A 15,974-nucleotide genomic window follows, 5' to 3' on the forward strand; every position below is an offset into this window, starting at 1 on the left:
CGTCGAGACGGCCGCACGAATCGTCTGCTGTCCTCTGCACCTCTCTGCGGAACGCATGGAGGGGCCCTGGTGCCGTACGGCACCAGGGCCCCGAAGGAACTACACCATCTGCCGGCCCTGATACTGCGCCGGCCTTCTGTGTCCGCCCACTCGACCTGGCTGCTGTCGGGGGTGCGGGGATCGCGGTTGCTTGACCGGAGACCACCTCACTATCGATGTCCTGCGGTACCCGGGTTCAGCACTTCCGCCCGGGCGATCCTGATGGCGCTTCGTTCCTCCGTTCTTCCCTCGGTGATCAACTACCTACCAAACGGGAACTTTCTCCTGCGGGTACTGCTCTGGTGCGTACTGCTGGTGATGCGAACCGCTCAAGTGACCTGTGACAGCGCCACTCTTCGGCAGCCAGCCCCGTTGCCCGTCCTGCGTCTGCTCTGGCTTAGAACCCCACTGCCGAACCTCCCGGTGCGCGCGTCCGCAGCCGACGCCTTCACCGGGGTACCGCTCACTGACTTCACTGCTGGGTACTGCCCCTACGGTGGCGGCCCCTGATCACTGCGGGCCGCCCGGTCCGGTCGTCAGTCCCGTCGCCGTCCTGCAACCATCCTGGCTTCGGAACTCCACCACCGCACCGTCCTGCAACTGCGGGTACTGCTGCCCGGCAGTTCGTCTCTGCCGGGCCCTGCGGTCCTTCTGGGTTACGGGAGAAACATATCCACACCACTGCTCAATGTCTACTCTGGCCGACATAGATTTTCGCGTGTCCGGCAGAGAGGTAATCTCACTCGAATGGTGGTCGGCCGAAGCCGTGGAAGCACCACAGGTAGCGGCCGGCGCCGCTCGTGGACCATCTCCGCCGGCTTCTTGCCACCGAGAACAAGAACATGCGGCGTGGGTGAAGCGGCCTGTGGACTGTCGCCCGGCAGACGCCATGCGGGGCCCGGGAAGCATCCCGGGCCCCGCACAGTCCGTGGCGCGGCGGACCGCGCAGCATGGGTACGCGAGGGCCGGGCTCGTGGTGTCCCGGCCTTCGCGTGTCTCGGGTGCTACTTGAGCACGCCCGCCCCCGTCGTCGTCGCCAGCGACGTCGGCAGGTGGCTCGCCGAGGCCTCCAGGCCCGTCGTGAGGGTCGGGGTCCAGTTGACCGTGGTCTTCAGGTCCTTGGACGAGGCGGCGTTGTAGGCGGCGACGACGTCGGTCACCGTGCCGTTGACGAGGTTGCCGGAGCCCTTGACGGAGCCGGTGCCGTCACCGCTGAGGAGCTTGGCGGCCTTAGCGCCGGACGGCAGCTTCCAGTAGTTGTTCTCCGCGACGACCTGAGCCCTGGCACGGGAGTTGATGCTGTACTGCGGCGTGTACCCGTTGAGGGGCGTGACGTCGTAGTAATTGTTGTAGATGTGGATCTGGCCGATGCGGGCCAGCGGGGCGCGCTGCATGATGCCCTTCCACACATTGTGGTGGATGGACACGCGCAGCCTGCCGACGCTGTCGGAGTCGCTGCTGCCGATCAGCATCGTCTTGTCGTGGTTGGTGAACTGATTGCGCGAGACGGTCACCAGGTCGGACCCCTTGGTGATGTCGAGGGCGCCGTCGTGGATCTGGTACTCGCGTCCGAAGTACTTCGGGTTGGCGCTGTCGAAGTGCGGCGCGTCGGTGAACGTGTTGTGGTCCGCCCACACGTGGGTCGCGCCGCGCAGGGACACCGAGTCGTAGTTGGAGTTCCAGTTGCCGTCGTCGCCGTCGGTCGGGTCCCACTGCGGGAAGCAGTCCTCAGTGGCGGCGAAGGTCAGGTTGCGGACGATGACGTTGTCCACGTTCTGAATCTGGAGCATGGCCCCGCTGAGGCCCGCGTTCGTGCCAGGGACACCCACCATCGTCGTGTTGGCGGGGACCTTGAAGACGATGTTCTTGCCCTGCTTGGCCTGGGCGGCGGCGCGTGCCTTCTCCTGGGTGCCGGAGGGCAGCTTCGAGCGGCCGTAGGTGGCCGGGTCGTAGGCCTTGAGGTAGGCCGACAGGGAGTAGCCGGTACCGAGGGCGTAGTCGGCGCAGGTCAGCTTCTTTCCGCTGTCATCGGTATTGGCGTCGATCATGCCATTGATCTTGATGATGCGGGGCGTGGTGTCGGAGGCCGAGCCCAGCGCCTTCACGAGCTGCGCACGGGTGGAGACGGTGAAGGTGTGGGCGGCGTCGGCCTTCGTGCCACCAGTGGTCCCCGTACCGGAGGACGCCCAGCCGTCTCCCGCGGTGAGCGTCTGGTGGTACAGGTCGACGGTCCCGGCATTGGCGTTCATCACGACGACACCAGCGCCGACGCCAGCGGCCACGACGGCCGCGCCGATGACGGCAGCACGACGGGAGCGGAGGGACCGGCGGTGGGAGCGAGCAGCCACGGGGCTTCCTTACAGGGGGAGGAACGGGGTTACGCCCTGTCAGTGGCCGCCGACCCGTGAATGGTTGCCGCGTGCGGGGATCTTTTTACGGGCCAGGTCAGCAAGAACCTCATTCGGGACGAAGAGGTCGTGGGTTCACACCCCGCCACCCCGAGACCCGATGAAGCAGGTGGGGGTCACCGAAGGTAGCTATCTCTGTCTTTGTATGCGTGTCCAAGACGCCGTCCACGTTCCCGGTCCGAGCGCGCCTCGATGCAGCCGATCGCCTTGACGGCCGCGGGCGCCCCCTGCCCATCCGTGCCGGCACCTCTGCCCGCCGATCGAGACCAGGAGTGCCGTCAGGTAGCAGGGGTTGCAGACCAAGCGCTTGCTCACTGCTACTCTTGCGGATCTCGTCCGGACATTCATATGCCGCACACATGACACGCACAGGCGCCCGGTTCCGGGGCCCCGAGGTCGCTGCGAGGAGACATCGCCCGTGGCCACAGTTGTCGATGACGCCGCCTCCGTGGAGTTCCATGCCTTCTTCGAGCGGCACTACGCAGAATTGGCCCGGCTCGCGCACCTGTTGACCGGCGAGGCCGATGCCGCCGACGACCTGGCCGCGGATGCGCTGCTCGCGCTGTGGCACCGCTGGGACCGGGTGCGGGCGAGCGAGTATCCGGTGGCGTATGCCCGGGGCGTGGTCGCCAATCTGGCCCGGACGCGGATACGCAGCGCGGTGCGCGAGCGGCGGCGTATCGCGCTGTTCTGGGCGCAGCGGGAGGAGAAGACGGAGAATCCGGACGTGGCCGGGGTGGTCGACGTACAAGAGGCGCTGCGCAGGCTTCCGTTCCGGAAGCGGGCGTGTGTTGTGCTGCGTCATGCGTTCGACCTGTCCGAGAAGGACACCGCGCTGGCCCTGGGCGTGTCGGTCGGTACGGTGAAGAGCCAGACGTCGAAGGGGATGGCCGAGCTGCAGCGGCTGCTCGGCACGCAGGACGCTCCGCGTAAGGTACACACGGCGATGGCGCGTACCGGGGCTGCCGGAGGAAGGGACCGATGACCATGCGGCGGGACGTGCACGACGAACTGCGCGCCCGGCTGCACGAGGCGGCCGGGGCGCACCGGCCCGACCGCGCGCGGATCCTGGCACGGCTCGAACGCGGCATGGCGCAGGAGAACCTGCCCCGCTCCCGAGCGGCCCGCCCTCCCCGGTTCGGCTGGGTGCGCGCGGTGGGCGTCACCGCGGCGGTCGCGGGGATCCTCGCCGCCGGCGGCTACGGCGTGGCCTCCGTGGCGAAGGAGGAGCCTGAGCAGCAGACGGTCGCGGTCCCACCGACGCCCGCCCGCACCTCCACCTCCACCTCCACGCCCACCCCGTCGACGGACGCGACGCGCCGGACACCCTCGCCGATGGACCCGACGCCGGTGGATCCGGCACCCGCGGACCCCGTGCCGAGCGCCTCCCGCGAGCCGAGCGCCTCCCCGTCGCGTACGCCCGATGCCGGCGCGCCCGCCGCCGGTGAGCAGGACGGGCCGCTGTGGTCGGACGGCTCCGTGGACCCGCACAGCAACGACCTCTGGGCACAGAGCAACGTCACCCTCAAGACGCGCGAAGAACTGACCGCGCTGACCGTCGAGTTGCGGATCGCCCAGACCGGCGGGGTCACCTCCACCGGTGCCTGGCGGTCGCTGCCCGAGGCCGACTTCACACTGACGATCGCCGAGAAGGACGGCTACCTCGTCCACACCTGGAGGCTGAAGGAGGGTCGTACGGTCCCGGCCGGCCAGTGGGTGTTCGCCGGGCAGTACACACACGCCCGCGGCGGCCGGGACGCCCGGCACGACCGCTACGCGGCCACCGCCCGGACGCGGAGCGAACAGCTCGCCGTCTCGGGCGACTTCGCCCGGCACGACGACTGAGGACGAAAACGCGGCAACTTGCCCAGTCGTCGTTGATGCCTCCGCGGTCTAAGCAGCGCCAGTCTTGCCGTTGATCCGGAAGGTGATTACGTCGACTTCGTCGGTTTCCGCCAGGTCTGGGTAGTGGCCTTTGAGGACTTCCCGGAGTTCGATTGCGGTCGTGAGTCCCTCGGCTTGGGCGTCCTGATTGGTGAGGCCGCTGACCGGGCAATGCCTGATGCCGGTCACCTCGGCCGGCAGGACCACCTCGGGGTCGCTCTCGAACACCAGCCGTGCCGGCCCGAGCTGGGCCGGGTCCCGGAAGCGGGTGGTTTTGGTCTTGGTGCCGGATCGGACGCCTTCGAGGTAGCGGGGGTTGAACCGAATGATCGGGGGGCCGGCCGTCTCGGGGTCCTGGTAGAGCGATGGGTCGAGACCACTCATGCCTTCCGGGGCCCATCGCTGAGTCAGCGGCATCAGGTCAGCGGCGAGAACCGACCTGGGCCCCGCGGGAGTGGGCACGATGACGCGCATGGTGGGGTAGTAGTCCACAAAGACCTGCCGATCGCGCCCGCACGGGCCGATGACCCCGCGCCCGTGGTTTCCCACGGCAACGATGCAGCGCATCTGGCGGGCGCCCTGGGCTCGTGCGGCTCCCAGAGCCACGAGTTCGGCGCAGGGTCCGCCGGTGAAATGGTAGAGGTTCACGCCGGCAAACATCCGGTAGTCGGCGGCCATGACCGCGGCGCCCATCGTGTGGATCCCGTCCTCGTCGGGCCCTGCGTCGGTATGCGCTTCTATGGTGCGGCGTGCCAGCTCCACGAGCTCACGCTCGTCATCATCGAGCGTTCGTGCAGATGACGGTACGTACACGTTTTCAGCTTTCCCTTCCGTCAGCGGTCGCCGAAGAGCATTCCACGCCACGCAAGTGGGCTCCACGGGATTTCGGCTTGCCTTGACTGGGCCCCGATGGTGGTCCCGTGGGCTGAGGAGTGCGGTGATGAGGACGGAACCGGACCACCTGGTAGTCACTGAGTCCGGGGATGAGTACGAGTCACTCTTCGGAAAGTTCGTGCCCACCGACAACCCGGGCTGGCGATGAGCCGAGCCTGGGTTCGCTGCGTCAGTCATCGTCTGCTGAGGGTTCCGGACCGGTGACGATTCACCCGACCACGCGGCTGATGTTGGGCATGCCGAGGGGGCGGCGGAGCGGCCGTCGAGCTGGGCGAGCTTGGCCTTTGTCCCATCATGGCTGACTTGAAGGCCGGCGCCTTCCCCGCGCCGGGACGGAGCATCGAACAGGGACGCCCCACTGATTGAACGGACCATGTTGCATGTGCACTTCAGGGCACAAGTGCGGTTGTCGCCCAGTACCGTTGACCGGGAAAGCGAGGCCTGGGCCCGGCTATGCCCCGTCGACCGTCGCCCACAGCGAGACGGTGCTGCGCTGGTTCTGCGACCTGCACCGTGATGCCGGTTCGGAGCCGCTGCTCAACCCGTTCCCGTCGGATCCGGCGCGTCGCTCCGTCCGGCCGCGCGCATGCACACCACAACCCGATGGACGCCTGGGCACCGGAGCGGACAGGTCGCCGCTACCGGCCCACGTTTTGGTTCCAGTGGAGTCCGGGCCTCGGAGCTGATCGGCGTGAGCTGCACGAGCTGGTGCCGCGAGGCGGACACGGCCAGTGTGGTGGACGCTGCGGCGTCCGTTTCAGCCGCTGGCCTACCACGGCGCCCCTCGCATGTTCGAGCGGGTAAACGCCACGATCGGTACCGACTGGCCTCTTCACGCCCTTCGGCACAGCGCCGCCGCTGGTCGTGGCTGAGGCCGGTGGTCGCGGGGGGCTTCGCCGCACCCGGCCCCCCGCTCCCCCGGGCACCGCCCGGCGCGGTCAGGTCGTATGTGGTGCCTGCCGTTCCCGCCGGTCGGCACCGGGGCCTGGACTTCGGCTGCGAGCTGAGATCCAGGCCCCAGGAGAAAGGCAAGGAAGCAGATCTGCACCAGGACGGCGCGGTAAGGCACCGATGAGCAACGCCTACCCCATGCGGACGCCTCTCCCAACAGATCCATGGCACCGCAGCCCTCGATGGCGCATCGACGAGTCGGTCGGTCAACCCGCGGTGACGGATGGTGGAAGGCCGTGGGAACCTTTGGTTCTTGCCCCCTTGAAGGTGGCTCCCGCTGTGGTGGCACCGGTGAAGTCCGCCTTGGTCAGGTCCGCCCCGGAGAGATCGGCACCGGTCAGGTCGGCTCCGTTGAGGCGTGCACCCTTCAGGTTTGCGCCGGCCAGATCCACACCCGTCAGATCTGTGTCCTCGAGGCTGGCGCCCTCCAACTTCGCGCACTTGAGCTCGGAGAAGAGCGGCTCGTCGGGCGGGCAGAACTCCGTGGTGCTGAGGTTCATGCCGCTCAGGCCCGCACCGGTCAGCGTCGCGCCGGTCAGATCCGCCTCCTTGAGGCTGCCGCATTCCCTCTCAAGCACTTCGCCGGCGCCGTCGACGGTTTCCGAGCAGAACCATGCCCCCGTTAGGTCAGCGTCCGCCAGATACGCCTCGCGAAGGTCCGACTTCTCGAGGTTCGCGTCGGTGAGGTCCGCATCGTACAGGTCCGCACCGGCAAGCCGGGAGGAAGTGAACGCAGTGTCCGCCAGATTTGCCCAGGACAGATTGGCACCACTCAAGTCGACGCCGTGCATGACCGCACCGCTCAGATCCGACTCGGTCAAGTCCACGTGCCTGAACTGAATCTCCTGCCCTGGTGTCTCGTACAGCTCGACGCCACGGAGACTGGTACGGCTGAGGTCGATGGGCTGACGTGGGTCCTTCGCGGGATCGCGAGAGGACAGCACAGCCAGCACGGCCTGGATGTCGGCGCGGGCGGGCGGCTCGCTCTCAGACGGCACGGGGAGCTGCCTCGGGTCGCCCCGGACCGGTGCCTGACGGCGGACGTAGGCGGAAAGGACGGACACGACGGTGGGGTGGTCTCGCGCGGAGTCGTGCATGAGGCGCTCCAGCGCGTAGATCCCGCCCAGCCGGACGTCTGCGGAGTCGGATCCCAGATTGCCGATGGCGGCATTGAACCGGTTGGTTACTTGTCCTCGTTCGATGATCGCGATCTCCTTGTTGGCCTGCGACACCTGCATCCATGTGAAGAGCAGAGCCAGGAGTGCCGCCAGGCCCGGGAGACTGGCCAGGAGCCCGGACCACTGGACGCGGGGACGGCCCAGCCCCTGGCCTCCGGAGCTACGGTCACGACCGCGCCGCCTCCGTCGTGCGGCGCGTCGGTGCGCGATCCGCCGGAGGCGCTCGGACAGGGCCTTGGACGCCATCCCTCCCATGGCAACTCACCCTGGGGCGATCCGCCACTTGGGTGCTGCGCGGCTGCGTCGGCTTGCACGGTGGGTGGCACCACGGCCGGCCATATCAGGACGGAGGGCAGTCGGCTCCGTGAACCGCTCCGCGCCGGCCGTGCCGTCGGCCACCCGCCTGCGCCGCCGGTTCTCGGTTGTGTGCCGCTCGGGCCTCCGGCGACCTCCTTGCCGGTGCGCAGCGCGTGCCGGTCGTCCGTTGGTGCGGCCCCAGGCGGCTCGGAGGGCCTCGCCGTCCAGGCCGGCGGGCAGCCTCCAGACGTCGTCCGCCCCGGCGCGGGCGTCTTGTACGGCAGGATTCCTTTCTGTGGACGGCCTTACGCGCGACAGCGGGGCGTCGGAGGCGTGGATGACTCCTGGCCAGCGGAGGGTGTCGTCCCAGACGGGGGTCGGCTTGCTCACTGCCCGGCCTCGGCGGCGCGGTCCACCTCTCCCGGCAAGAAGAGGAACGGTACGTTCAGCGGCATCGGATGGTGACCTTTCCGGACGGGAAGGGAAGGGAGAAGGGGGTGCCGGCGAGCTCCTGAAGCCGGTCCAAGTCCTCGTCGGTCAGCGGGGCAGCCGTCGGCGCGGGCGTAGTCGACGATGGGCAGCGGGAAACGGCGCTCCCTGGTCGGGGTGGATCTGTACGGGGTGTGACCGGGGTACGCGCTGAAGAGGCAACGAGATGATCTTGAGGCCCTGAGCGCTCGGCCCCCGTATTTCGGAGGGACACGCGCACTGCTCTGCCAGCGGCAGAACACCGGACGGACCGGGCTCGACGATCACTACAGTCCGGTGTCATGGCGACGATTACGACGCGTACGGTCGAGTATCCGGCCGACGGTTTGACGATGATCGGGCACCTCGCGCTCCCGGCCGGTGTCGACCGCCGGCCCGCGGTGCTGCTCGGACCAGAGGGCATGGGGCTCAGCGACGTCGAGCGCCGCCGGGCCGATGCTCTCGCCGAGCTGGGATACGTAGCGCTGGCCTTCGACCTTCACGGCGGGCGCTATTTGGGCGACCCCGAGGAGATGCTGGCCCGTTGCCTGCCGCTGCTCGCTGATCCCGACCGGATGCGGGGCATCGGCCATGCGGCGCTCGACGTGTTGCGCACCGAATCGCGGGCCGACCCCGACCGGGTCGCCGCCATCGGATACGGCACCGGAGGCGCCGTCGGGCTGGAACTCGGGCGCGACGGCGTCAACCTGCGCGCGATCGGGACAGTCAACGCATTGACCACGGGCCGACCGGGCGAGGCAGCGCGCATTCGCTGCCCTGTGTGGGCCGGCGTCGGGTCGGAAGACCCGATCATGCCGCCCGCACAACGGAACGCGTTCACCGCCGAGATGCAGGCCGCAGGCGTCGATTGGCGCCTCGCGGTCTACGGCGGCGCCTTGCACGCCTTCCACCACCCGCCCGTCGACCACCCCACGGTCCCTGGCGTCGGCTACCACCCACAGCACGCGCAGCGAGCCTGGCGCGACGTCGTCGACCTGCTCGCCGAGTGCCTGCCCGTGACCGAAGGTCTGCGGGCATGACCCAGGCAAACAGCCTGGCGCCAGGCCTGGTCCGCGTCGGGGCACACTCACAGTCCCCTCGCCTCAAGTCCCCCTAGCAGAACCACATTCGGGCAGATCGATACGACACCGGCGGAGCCGGGCGAGGCGTCGGCTTGTCCGAGCTGCGCCACTTATTGGGGTACGTCACCGCCGAGGACCGCGGCGCCGGTAACCGCTCGCTGCCCGTTCCGCCGCCTGTCGACCGGCCGAAGCTGCCGAAGCTGAACACGGCTGCCACGATGCCGACATCGAGCGCGGTCTCCCGCCGCGTTCCCTCCGGGCGCTCGCCAGTGCGGCCGGACCACTGTCCCGTCCGGCTTGGTGTACCCCTTGACGAACGGCAAGGCCGAAGCCCCCTCCCTGGCCGAATACGCGCTTTCCCGCGCAACCCACCCATATAGAGAGCCTCACTGACAACGTGTCATCACGTGATCGCCCGCTGTGATCTTGGAGGAGTTCTCGCGCCGCCGGCCGGCCCCTTACCGCGGCGCCGGGCGACCGTCACCGGCTCCACCGCCTGACCGGCCTGCACAGGAAGCCGGTTGAAGGTCGCCCACACGGCCACCGGTCCCCGGGTGCCGGCTTTGGTGAAGGCCGAACTGTCGCGCATCCACGATCCAACGACGCAGGGCCGTGCGCGCCCGGCTGACGGGATCATCCGCACACCTGCTCGGGCGTTCGTTCCGTCGTCGGGCCAGGTCGGCCGGTACGGGTCGTCGTTGATCCACCCCCGCCATACGGTGTCGCGGAGCTCGCCCGTGATCTCGTCGCTCTTCGCGGTGGTGGCGTCCGCTGTCTGCGCGACCACGCTGGCTGCGGTCGCGGGGATCACTGTGGCGGTCGCCGCATCGCTCGCCCACGATCTGGCACCATCCCTTCGCCGCCGCCTGTGTCGGTCCCCCCTGCCCGAGCTCAGGCGGGCACGGTACGCCGTGCTGCTGGTCGGTGCCGTCGCCGTGGTCCTTTCCGTATGGGCCCAGAACAGCAACCCTCAGGTCCTCTTCGCCTTCACCTTCGTCGTGGCAGCGTCCGCACTGGTACCTGTGCTGCTGTGCTCCCTGTTCTGGACCGGAATGACGGCCCACGGCGCGCGGTGGGGGTTGTACGGGACACCTGTCCTGGTGGCCACGCTCATGGCCCTCTCCCCTGCCGTCTCGGGCACACCTTCGGCACTGTTCCCCGACCGGGACTTCCACGTCTTCCCCTTACAGACGCCAGGGCTGGTCGCGGTCCCCGTCGGCTTCGCCCTCTGCCTCCTTGGTTCAGGGAGACGGAGGCCCCCTGAAGAGGAGGACTTGCCACAAGCGGACCACGCCCCGCTCGCTCAGCAGCCGCCGGGCACAGCGTCCACGGCGGCGTCAGGCCGCGCCCGGAGCGCTGCCCCTTGCCGGGCGTTTCCGGCTGTCAGCTGAAGACGTCCAGGACGTCCAGCCAGGAGCCCGCGTCGTCGGCGGGGCGGGGCCGCATCGGGCGCGGCTCCTGGTAGGTCTCCGCTGCGGCCCTCGCGCGGACGATGTCGGGCCCGCCGCACGCCGCGACCGCGAAGGCCCCGAAAACCTTGGCGAAAGCGGCCGGGTCGCGGAACTCCACGCCGAACGCCCGGCCGTCCCGCAGCGGCACCCACACCACCCGGTCGCCCCGTGTCCACTCCAGCACCGGCTGAACGTCCGCGGTCGACCGCCCCTCCAGCCACAGCCGCGCCACATGCAGCAGGTTCACCTTCTCCATCGGCAGCCGCTTGCGGCGCACCCGCAGTTCACGCGCCGTCAGCTCGACGCGCTGGTCCTTCTTCGGATACCAGACGACGCCGATCCCGAACGGCACCCACAGCAGGATCCCGATCATCGGCCAGACCAGAGCGTCGCCCCACGACCGGAGCAGCCCGCCGTCCACCAGGTACAGAGCCCCGAAGACCACAACCCACTTCGCCGTCATCCCCCAGAACCCAGTGCCCTGCCGGTACAGAATCCGTCGCTTCCCCGTCATCGCCATGCCCGCACGCTATCCGCCGCCCCGCAGCCCACCGTAGGCGCCCTTTCGCGACGGCGGGGGCGGGTGGCGTCACCGTGCACGCCCCTCACCATCCGGTCAGTCGAGTTCACTCTGGAGCGCCAGCAGTTCCGTCTCGCTCATCGCCACCGCCCATCCTGCCGCCTGGTGGGCAGGAACGAAGGGGCAGGGGTGGGCCAACGGCACGGTCCGAGAGCGGCGGCTAGCCGCCCCATCGCGTCCTCAGAACCTCGGCCCAGTCGCCGGCTTCCGGACCCGGGCCCTCCAGCTGTGGCACCGGGCCGGGAGCCGTCTCGATCAGGTGCACGAGCGTCCAGGCGACGCCGTAGCAATCGTCGGGGCCGAAGCAAGTGGCCAGGGCAGCCGCCTCTTCTGGCGTAACGGGACGGGAGATCCCGACCAGCTGGCGTTCACGCCGGTCGATCTCATCCTCGCTCGCGTCCCAGTCGGGAAGCGGTCCGTCAGCGACGAACGTCTGCACTTCGGGTCTCATGACCGAATGATCGTCCCCCTGACGCCTCGGAACAAGCCGTATCCATCACCGCTCGGACCGTCTCGTAGCCGATGACGGCCTCGGCGTCCGTGCGGTCGGCTTCGACCATGTCGACCGCCGCGCGGTCGAGCCGGGCGTGTGGGTAGCCGGTCGACGACGACCTGGGCGTCGTCGTTGCGGTAGACCACGGCGGCGCCCTGGTCCTCGTCGGCCCGGGCCGCCGATGGGGCAACGACGACGAAGTGAACGGACAGTCCGGGCCGGCGTGCCGGCGGCCGACGGGGCGCGGCACGCACGGCAGCATGCACGGGCGTCGGGCCTGCTTCCAGCAGGCAGCAAACCCGGCCCGGCCCGCACCACAGTGGGGTGCCGGCGTTCGCGTCGGTCAAGGTGCCGTCGAGGCCACGCGGGACGCATGGTGCGGTGCACCGGTGACGATGAGCGAGACGTTCTGCCCCCCGAAGCCGAAGGAATTGCTGAGCACGGCCTCCTGAGGGACGTCTCGTCGCTCTGCGACGACATCGAGATCGATGTCGGGATCGACGCCGACCGCGGTGAGATTGCGGGTCGGCGGGATGACACCGTGCTCCACACTGAGGACGGCGATGAGTGCTTCGATCGCGCCAGCGGCGCCGAAGAGATGACCGAGCGCCGCCTTGGGGGCGGTCACGGTGGCGTGGCCGAAGACCTCCGCGATCGCGTGCGCCTCGGCAGCGTCACCGACCGGCGTCCCGGTGGCATGGGCATTGATGTGGCTGATCTGCTCGGGAGCCAAACCGGCTTGTGCGAGGGCCTTCCGCATGGCCGCGATCTGACCGGAGCCGTCCGGTGCGGGTGCCGTGATGTGGTGGGCGTCGGCGGCGATGCCGGCGCCGGCGAGCACCGCGTGGACGCGCGCTCCCCGGGCGTCGGCATGCTCGGCGCTTTCCAGCACCATGACGGCCGCGCCTTCACTGAGGACGAATCCGCTGCGGTCCGCGGCGAACGGCCTGGACGCAGAGGCGGGTTCGAAGGTGTGCCGCGACAGTGCTTTCGCCTGGGCGAATCCGGCGACGGTGATCGGTGTGATCGCGGCCTCCGTCCCGCCCGCGATCACCACGTCCGCCTCGCCGGCCCGGATGAGCCTGGCCCCCAGGGCGATCGCCTCAGCGCCGGAAGAGCACGCCGAGACGGGTGTGTAGACACCGGCCCGTGCACCGTATTCGATGCTTATCAGCGCCGCCGCCGCATTGGGCATGAGCATCGGGACCGTACGGGGCGAGACGCGCCGCGTCCCGGACGCCTCCAGGACGTCGTCTTCCTTCAGCAGCGTCTGTACGCCGCCGATGCCCGTGCCGATCGCCGATGCGAGTCGCTCCGGCTCCACCTCCGGGGCCCCGGCATCGGCCCAGGCCTCGGCCGCCGCGGCCAAGGCCGCCTGCTGTGAGCGGTCGAGCCGCCTGGCCCGCACCGGCGGCAGCGACTCGGCGGGGTCGATCGCCATCGTCCCCGCGACGAGGTCGTCGGGAAGGCCGGCGTCCTCGTGGCCTCGCGGGACGCCTCCGCGGATGCCCGATTCGCCGGCGAGCAGGGCGTCCCAGGTGGACGCTACGTCTGCCCCGAGTGGGGTGATCGCGCCGAGTCCGGTCACGACGACTTCAGTGCGGTGCGTGCGGTGCATGCCCCTCAAACTTTCTTGTATGAGATACAAGCGAACCCCTTTGTTGTATCACATACAATTCTGGTGTGGAGAAGAAGCGAAGCAGCGAAGCACGATCAACGCCGGCTCCGTCGCGTGACCGCGGTCGCGCGACGAGGCACCGGCTCATCGAGGCCACCGCACGGCTCTGCAGGGAACGGCCCGGCGCCGAAGTGAGCGTCGCGGAGATCGCGAACGCGGCAGGCGTCTTCCCCAATCAGGTCACGTACTACTTCGGCTCCAAGGACTCGCTCCTGGTGCACGCCGCGTTTCTCGGCCTGCTGCACGACGCCCGACGCATTGAGCGCATCGGTCGCCAGGCCCCCGATGCAGCGACGTTTCGGCGCAACATCGCCCGCGCCGTACTGGCCATGCCCTCGCTCCCGTCAGTCACGCGAGCACTCGCCGCCGGGATCTCCAAGCCCGAGCTCGCCCCCGTGGTCGATGAGCACCTCCAGCTGCTGTTCCTGCAATCCGAGCGCTTCGTGCGCCAGCTCATCGAAAAGCGCGGCTGGCGGGCCCGCCGGCCGCTCAACGTGGAGGCCAGGACGTTCTGGAGCACCGCGCTCGGCGCAGTGCTTCTCGTCCACGCGGGCGCACATGGCACCGCCGGCGACCTCGACCTCGCAGGAGCATTGAGCATCCACGACGAACCCGATCCGGCCTAGCTCGATCGAAGGCGCGTCATCCGCTGCTGTGCCGCGCGCCGCCGCCACCGGCGGCCCGCCGTTTTGCCCCCCCGCCCGCCGCCGATTCCCGGTAGGCCGTGCCGTCGCGCGACCGTGGAGTCCAGCATCTGCGGTTGGGCCGCCGCGCGCCGGCCACGCGCCCCCGCCGCTTCCGGGCCGCGCTCCGCCCTGCTGCCCCAGGTCCCACTCCGCCGGGCGTCGCCGGGCGCGATGCCACCACAGGATGGTCTCTGCCTCCTCCCGTGGTCGCACACCGGACGCTGACCCGGCGTGTTCGGGTGCGACTCCAGTCGCACCTGATAGCGACCGGGGGCCGATGCAGCAGCGCGTGCCCCGCGCCGAGGATGGCCGGGTGACCGAGATCATCACGAGGCTGTACATGTCCCCCCTGGAAGTCCTCGCCTTGCTGGGTGCCGCCGCGATCGTGGGGGCGCGCTGGCTTCCCCCCGCCACCCGTCCACGCGTCACGATCGCGGCGGGATCGGTCGTCGTACTGTCTGCGATCGTGCTGAGCGTGGCGGGGCTCCGCTGGCAGATGTTGCCGGTACTGGCCGGCGCTGCCTGCGCGCTGCCGTTCGCCGTGTCTCCGTTGCTGCGACGCAGCGGCCGGCCGGCGTGGCGGGCGCGATGGTGGCTGGCGCTGCCGGGGTCGGCGGCCTGCCTCGGCCTGATCGCCACGGGCCCGGTGGCCGCTTGGGCGTTCCCCGTACCCGTGTTCCCCACGCCGTCAGGGGACTTCGCGGTCGGTACCCGCGTGGTGCAGTGGACCGACCCACACCGTCTTGAGACCGCCACGGCGGACCCTCGAGACCGGCGCACGGTCGTGGTCCAGCTCTGGTACCCGGCGCAACAGAGCCCCGCAGACGCGCAGCGGGCCCAGTACCTCGGACGCACGCGGGACGAGGCACACACCGTCTCCGACGCCCTCGCGGGCTATGCCGGTCTGCCCGGCTTCCTGGTCGACGGCGTCCCCCGCGCCCACACCCATGCGGTCTTCAACGCCCCGGTCGCCGACAAGGGCGGACGGTTTCCGGTCGTACTGTTCTCCCCCGGGCTGGGCGGAGTGCGTACCCAGAGCACCGCCTGGGCGGAGGAACTGGCCAGCCACGGCTACGTGGTCGCCGCCTTCGACCACCCCTACGACTCCGCCGCCGTCGTTCTCGCCGATGGCAGAACGATCAACACGAAGATCGCTCCCACCGGCAACGACGACGAAGACGACAAGCGGGCCATTGAAACAACGAGAATTCGCGCCGCGGACCTCAGCTTCGGCCTGACTCAACTGGGCCGTCTGGACAAAGGTCGGATCGCGGGCCCGCTGACCGGGCGTCTGGACACCGGCCGGGCCGCGGTGACCGGTCACTCTTTGGGTGGTGCTGCCGCCTTGCAGGCAGCCCGCCAGGACCGCCGGTTCGCCGCCGTCATCGATCTGGACGGCTATCCCCGCGATCCCGACCCGACCTCCTACCACCAGCCGGCGCTCGGGCTCACCCAGGCCATCACTCCCCAGACCGACTCGCGTTACATACCGCGCCTCACCAAGGCCCTCGAGCGCAGCACCGCGACGAGCTACCGGCTCACCATCCCCGGCTCCGCACACCTCACCTTCATGGACGCTCCTCTCTACCTGCCGCCCGTGCGCTCCATGGTCGGCTCCCTGGGCCGCGCCGAAAGCCCGCGCGTCGTCGCCGCAGCCACTCTCGCCTTCCTGGACTCCACGCTGCGGCACAAACCGGGCAGCCTGGCCGGTGTTCTGTCGACCTACGGCGACCTCAGCGTCCACCCGTAACGATCGGCCGCGCTCCCGCAGCCGACGTGACCGGCACCGGCACCGGCACCGGCACCGAATGACAACCAACGCAACGCCGCGACTTGAAGCGCCCCAACAGGGCCGGGCGCCGGGCCGCGAAACGGCGGGGGCGCC

Annotated in this window: 13 protein-coding genes; 6 read left to right on the forward strand and 7 right to left on the reverse strand. The window is 69.6% G+C overall.

The genetic code is table 11. The features are described from left to right. Positions 1–1,043: 1,043 nt before the first annotated feature. The gene (locus ACZ7LK_RS11020; RefSeq protein WP_471139734.1) at positions 1,044–2,387 is read right to left on the reverse strand and encodes a pectate lyase family protein; all 1,344 of its coding nucleotides are present in this window, start codon (positions 2,385–2,387) and stop codon (positions 1,044–1,046) included. Positions 2,388–2,865: 478 nt separating this feature from the next. Here ACZ7LK_RS11020 and ACZ7LK_RS11025 point away from each other — a divergent pair, with 478 nt between their 5' ends. Then, positions 2,866–3,432, forward strand: a complete 567-nt coding sequence (locus ACZ7LK_RS11025) for a SigE family RNA polymerase sigma factor (protein WP_469462912.1) — start codon at positions 2,866–2,868, stop codon at positions 3,430–3,432. Continuing rightward, positions 3,429–4,292, forward strand: coding sequence for a hypothetical protein (locus tag ACZ7LK_RS11030; RefSeq protein ID WP_471139737.1), 864 nt, complete (start codon positions 3,429–3,431; stop codon positions 4,290–4,292). Before ACZ7LK_RS11025 ends, ACZ7LK_RS11030 begins: the two co-directional genes overlap by 4 nt. Positions 4,293–4,340: 48 nt before the next feature. Here ACZ7LK_RS11030 and ACZ7LK_RS11035 read toward each other — a convergent pair whose 3' ends face one another. Together ACZ7LK_RS11035 and ACZ7LK_RS11040 are read right to left on the reverse strand one after the other, a co-directional pair. Then, positions 4,341–5,093 (reverse strand): ASCH domain-containing protein, encoded by a 753-nt coding sequence (locus ACZ7LK_RS11035; RefSeq protein ID WP_469462908.1) that lies wholly within the window; start codon positions 5,091–5,093, stop codon positions 4,341–4,343. A gap of 1,289 nt (positions 5,094–6,382) precedes the next feature. Then, positions 6,383–7,414: a pentapeptide repeat-containing protein gene (locus tag ACZ7LK_RS11040; protein WP_471139740.1), complete on the reverse strand. Its 1,032-nt coding sequence runs from the start codon at positions 7,412–7,414 to the stop codon at positions 6,383–6,385. Between the two features lie 1,007 nt (positions 7,415–8,421). Between ACZ7LK_RS11040 and ACZ7LK_RS11045 the strand changes: the two genes are divergently transcribed. Beyond that, positions 8,422–9,159 carry a dienelactone hydrolase family protein gene (locus ACZ7LK_RS11045; protein WP_392273173.1) on the forward strand — a complete coding sequence of 246 codons (738 nt, stop codon included), beginning with the start codon at positions 8,422–8,424 and terminating at the stop codon, positions 9,157–9,159. Between the two features lie 445 nt (positions 9,160–9,604). Here ACZ7LK_RS11045 and ACZ7LK_RS11050 read toward each other — a convergent pair whose 3' ends face one another. Beyond that, positions 9,605–9,988, reverse strand: a complete 384-nt coding sequence (locus tag ACZ7LK_RS11050; protein ID WP_471140677.1) for a hypothetical protein — start codon at positions 9,986–9,988, stop codon at positions 9,605–9,607. Here ACZ7LK_RS11050 and ACZ7LK_RS11055 point away from each other — a divergent pair. Further along, positions 9,963–10,592: a sodium:solute symporter family transporter gene (locus ACZ7LK_RS11055; RefSeq protein WP_471140608.1), complete on the forward strand. Its 630-nt coding sequence runs from the start codon at positions 9,963–9,965 to the stop codon at positions 10,590–10,592. The genes ACZ7LK_RS11050 and ACZ7LK_RS11055 overlap by 26 nt on opposite strands. Here ACZ7LK_RS11055 and ACZ7LK_RS11060 read toward each other — a convergent pair. From ACZ7LK_RS11060 to ACZ7LK_RS11070, 3 genes are all read right to left on the reverse strand, one after another. Next, positions 10,585–11,172 carry a hypothetical protein gene (locus tag ACZ7LK_RS11060; RefSeq protein WP_471139743.1) on the reverse strand — a complete coding sequence of 196 codons (588 nt, stop codon included), beginning with the start codon at positions 11,170–11,172 and terminating at the stop codon, positions 10,585–10,587. The two genes, ACZ7LK_RS11055 and ACZ7LK_RS11060, sit on opposite strands and share 8 nt — an antisense overlap. 220 nt (positions 11,173–11,392) lie before the next feature. Then, on the reverse strand, positions 11,393–11,683 hold the full coding sequence (locus ACZ7LK_RS11065; protein WP_392273171.1) for a hypothetical protein: 291 nt from the start codon (positions 11,681–11,683) through the stop codon (positions 11,393–11,395). Between the two features lie 385 nt (positions 11,684–12,068). Beyond that, entirely contained in the window at positions 12,069–13,343 is a 1,275-nt protein-coding gene (locus ACZ7LK_RS11070) for a beta-ketoacyl-[acyl-carrier-protein] synthase family protein (protein ID WP_471139747.1), read from the reverse strand. Positions 13,344–13,408: 65 nt separating this feature from the next. Between ACZ7LK_RS11070 and ACZ7LK_RS11075 the strand changes: the two genes are divergently transcribed. Together ACZ7LK_RS11075 and ACZ7LK_RS11080 are read left to right on the forward strand one after the other, a co-directional pair. Further along, on the forward strand, positions 13,409–14,029 hold the full coding sequence (locus ACZ7LK_RS11075; RefSeq protein WP_471139750.1) for a TetR/AcrR family transcriptional regulator: 621 nt from the start codon (positions 13,409–13,411) through the stop codon (positions 14,027–14,029). Between the two features lie 337 nt (positions 14,030–14,366). Further along, a complete protein-coding gene (locus ACZ7LK_RS11080) occupies positions 14,367–15,839 on the forward strand; it encodes an alpha/beta hydrolase family protein (protein ID WP_471139753.1) in 1,473 nt (490 codons plus the stop codon). Positions 15,840–15,974 lie beyond the last annotated feature (135 nt).

The sequence above is a fragment of the Streptomyces sp. NPDC039423 genome, from assembly GCF_055598725.1.

What these genes read in the sequence shown, in the direction of transcription:
- ACZ7LK_RS11030 (WP_471139737.1), top strand. Translation starts at nt 3,429, where the DNA reads ATGACCATGCGGCGGGACGTGCACGACGAACTGCGCGCCCGGCTGCAC.
- ACZ7LK_RS11040 (WP_471139740.1), bottom strand. Translation starts at nt 7,414, where the DNA reads ATGCAGGTGTCGCAGGCCAACAAGGAGATCGCGATCATCGAACGAGGA.
- ACZ7LK_RS11045 (WP_392273173.1), top strand. Translation starts at nt 8,422, where the DNA reads ATGGCGACGATTACGACGCGTACGGTCGAGTATCCGGCCGACGGTTTG.
- ACZ7LK_RS11060 (WP_471139743.1), bottom strand. Translation starts at nt 11,172, where the DNA reads ATGGCGATGACGGGGAAGCGACGGATTCTGTACCGGCAGGGCACTGGG.
- ACZ7LK_RS11065 (WP_392273171.1), bottom strand. Translation starts at nt 11,683, where the DNA reads ATGAGACCCGAAGTGCAGACGTTCGTCGCTGACGGACCGCTTCCCGAC.
- ACZ7LK_RS11070 (WP_471139747.1), bottom strand. Translation starts at nt 13,343, where the DNA reads ATGCACCGCACGCACCGCACTGAAGTCGTCGTGACCGGACTCGGCGCG.
- ACZ7LK_RS11080 (WP_471139753.1), top strand. Translation starts at nt 14,367, where the DNA reads ATGCAGCAGCGCGTGCCCCGCGCCGAGGATGGCCGGGTGACCGAGATC.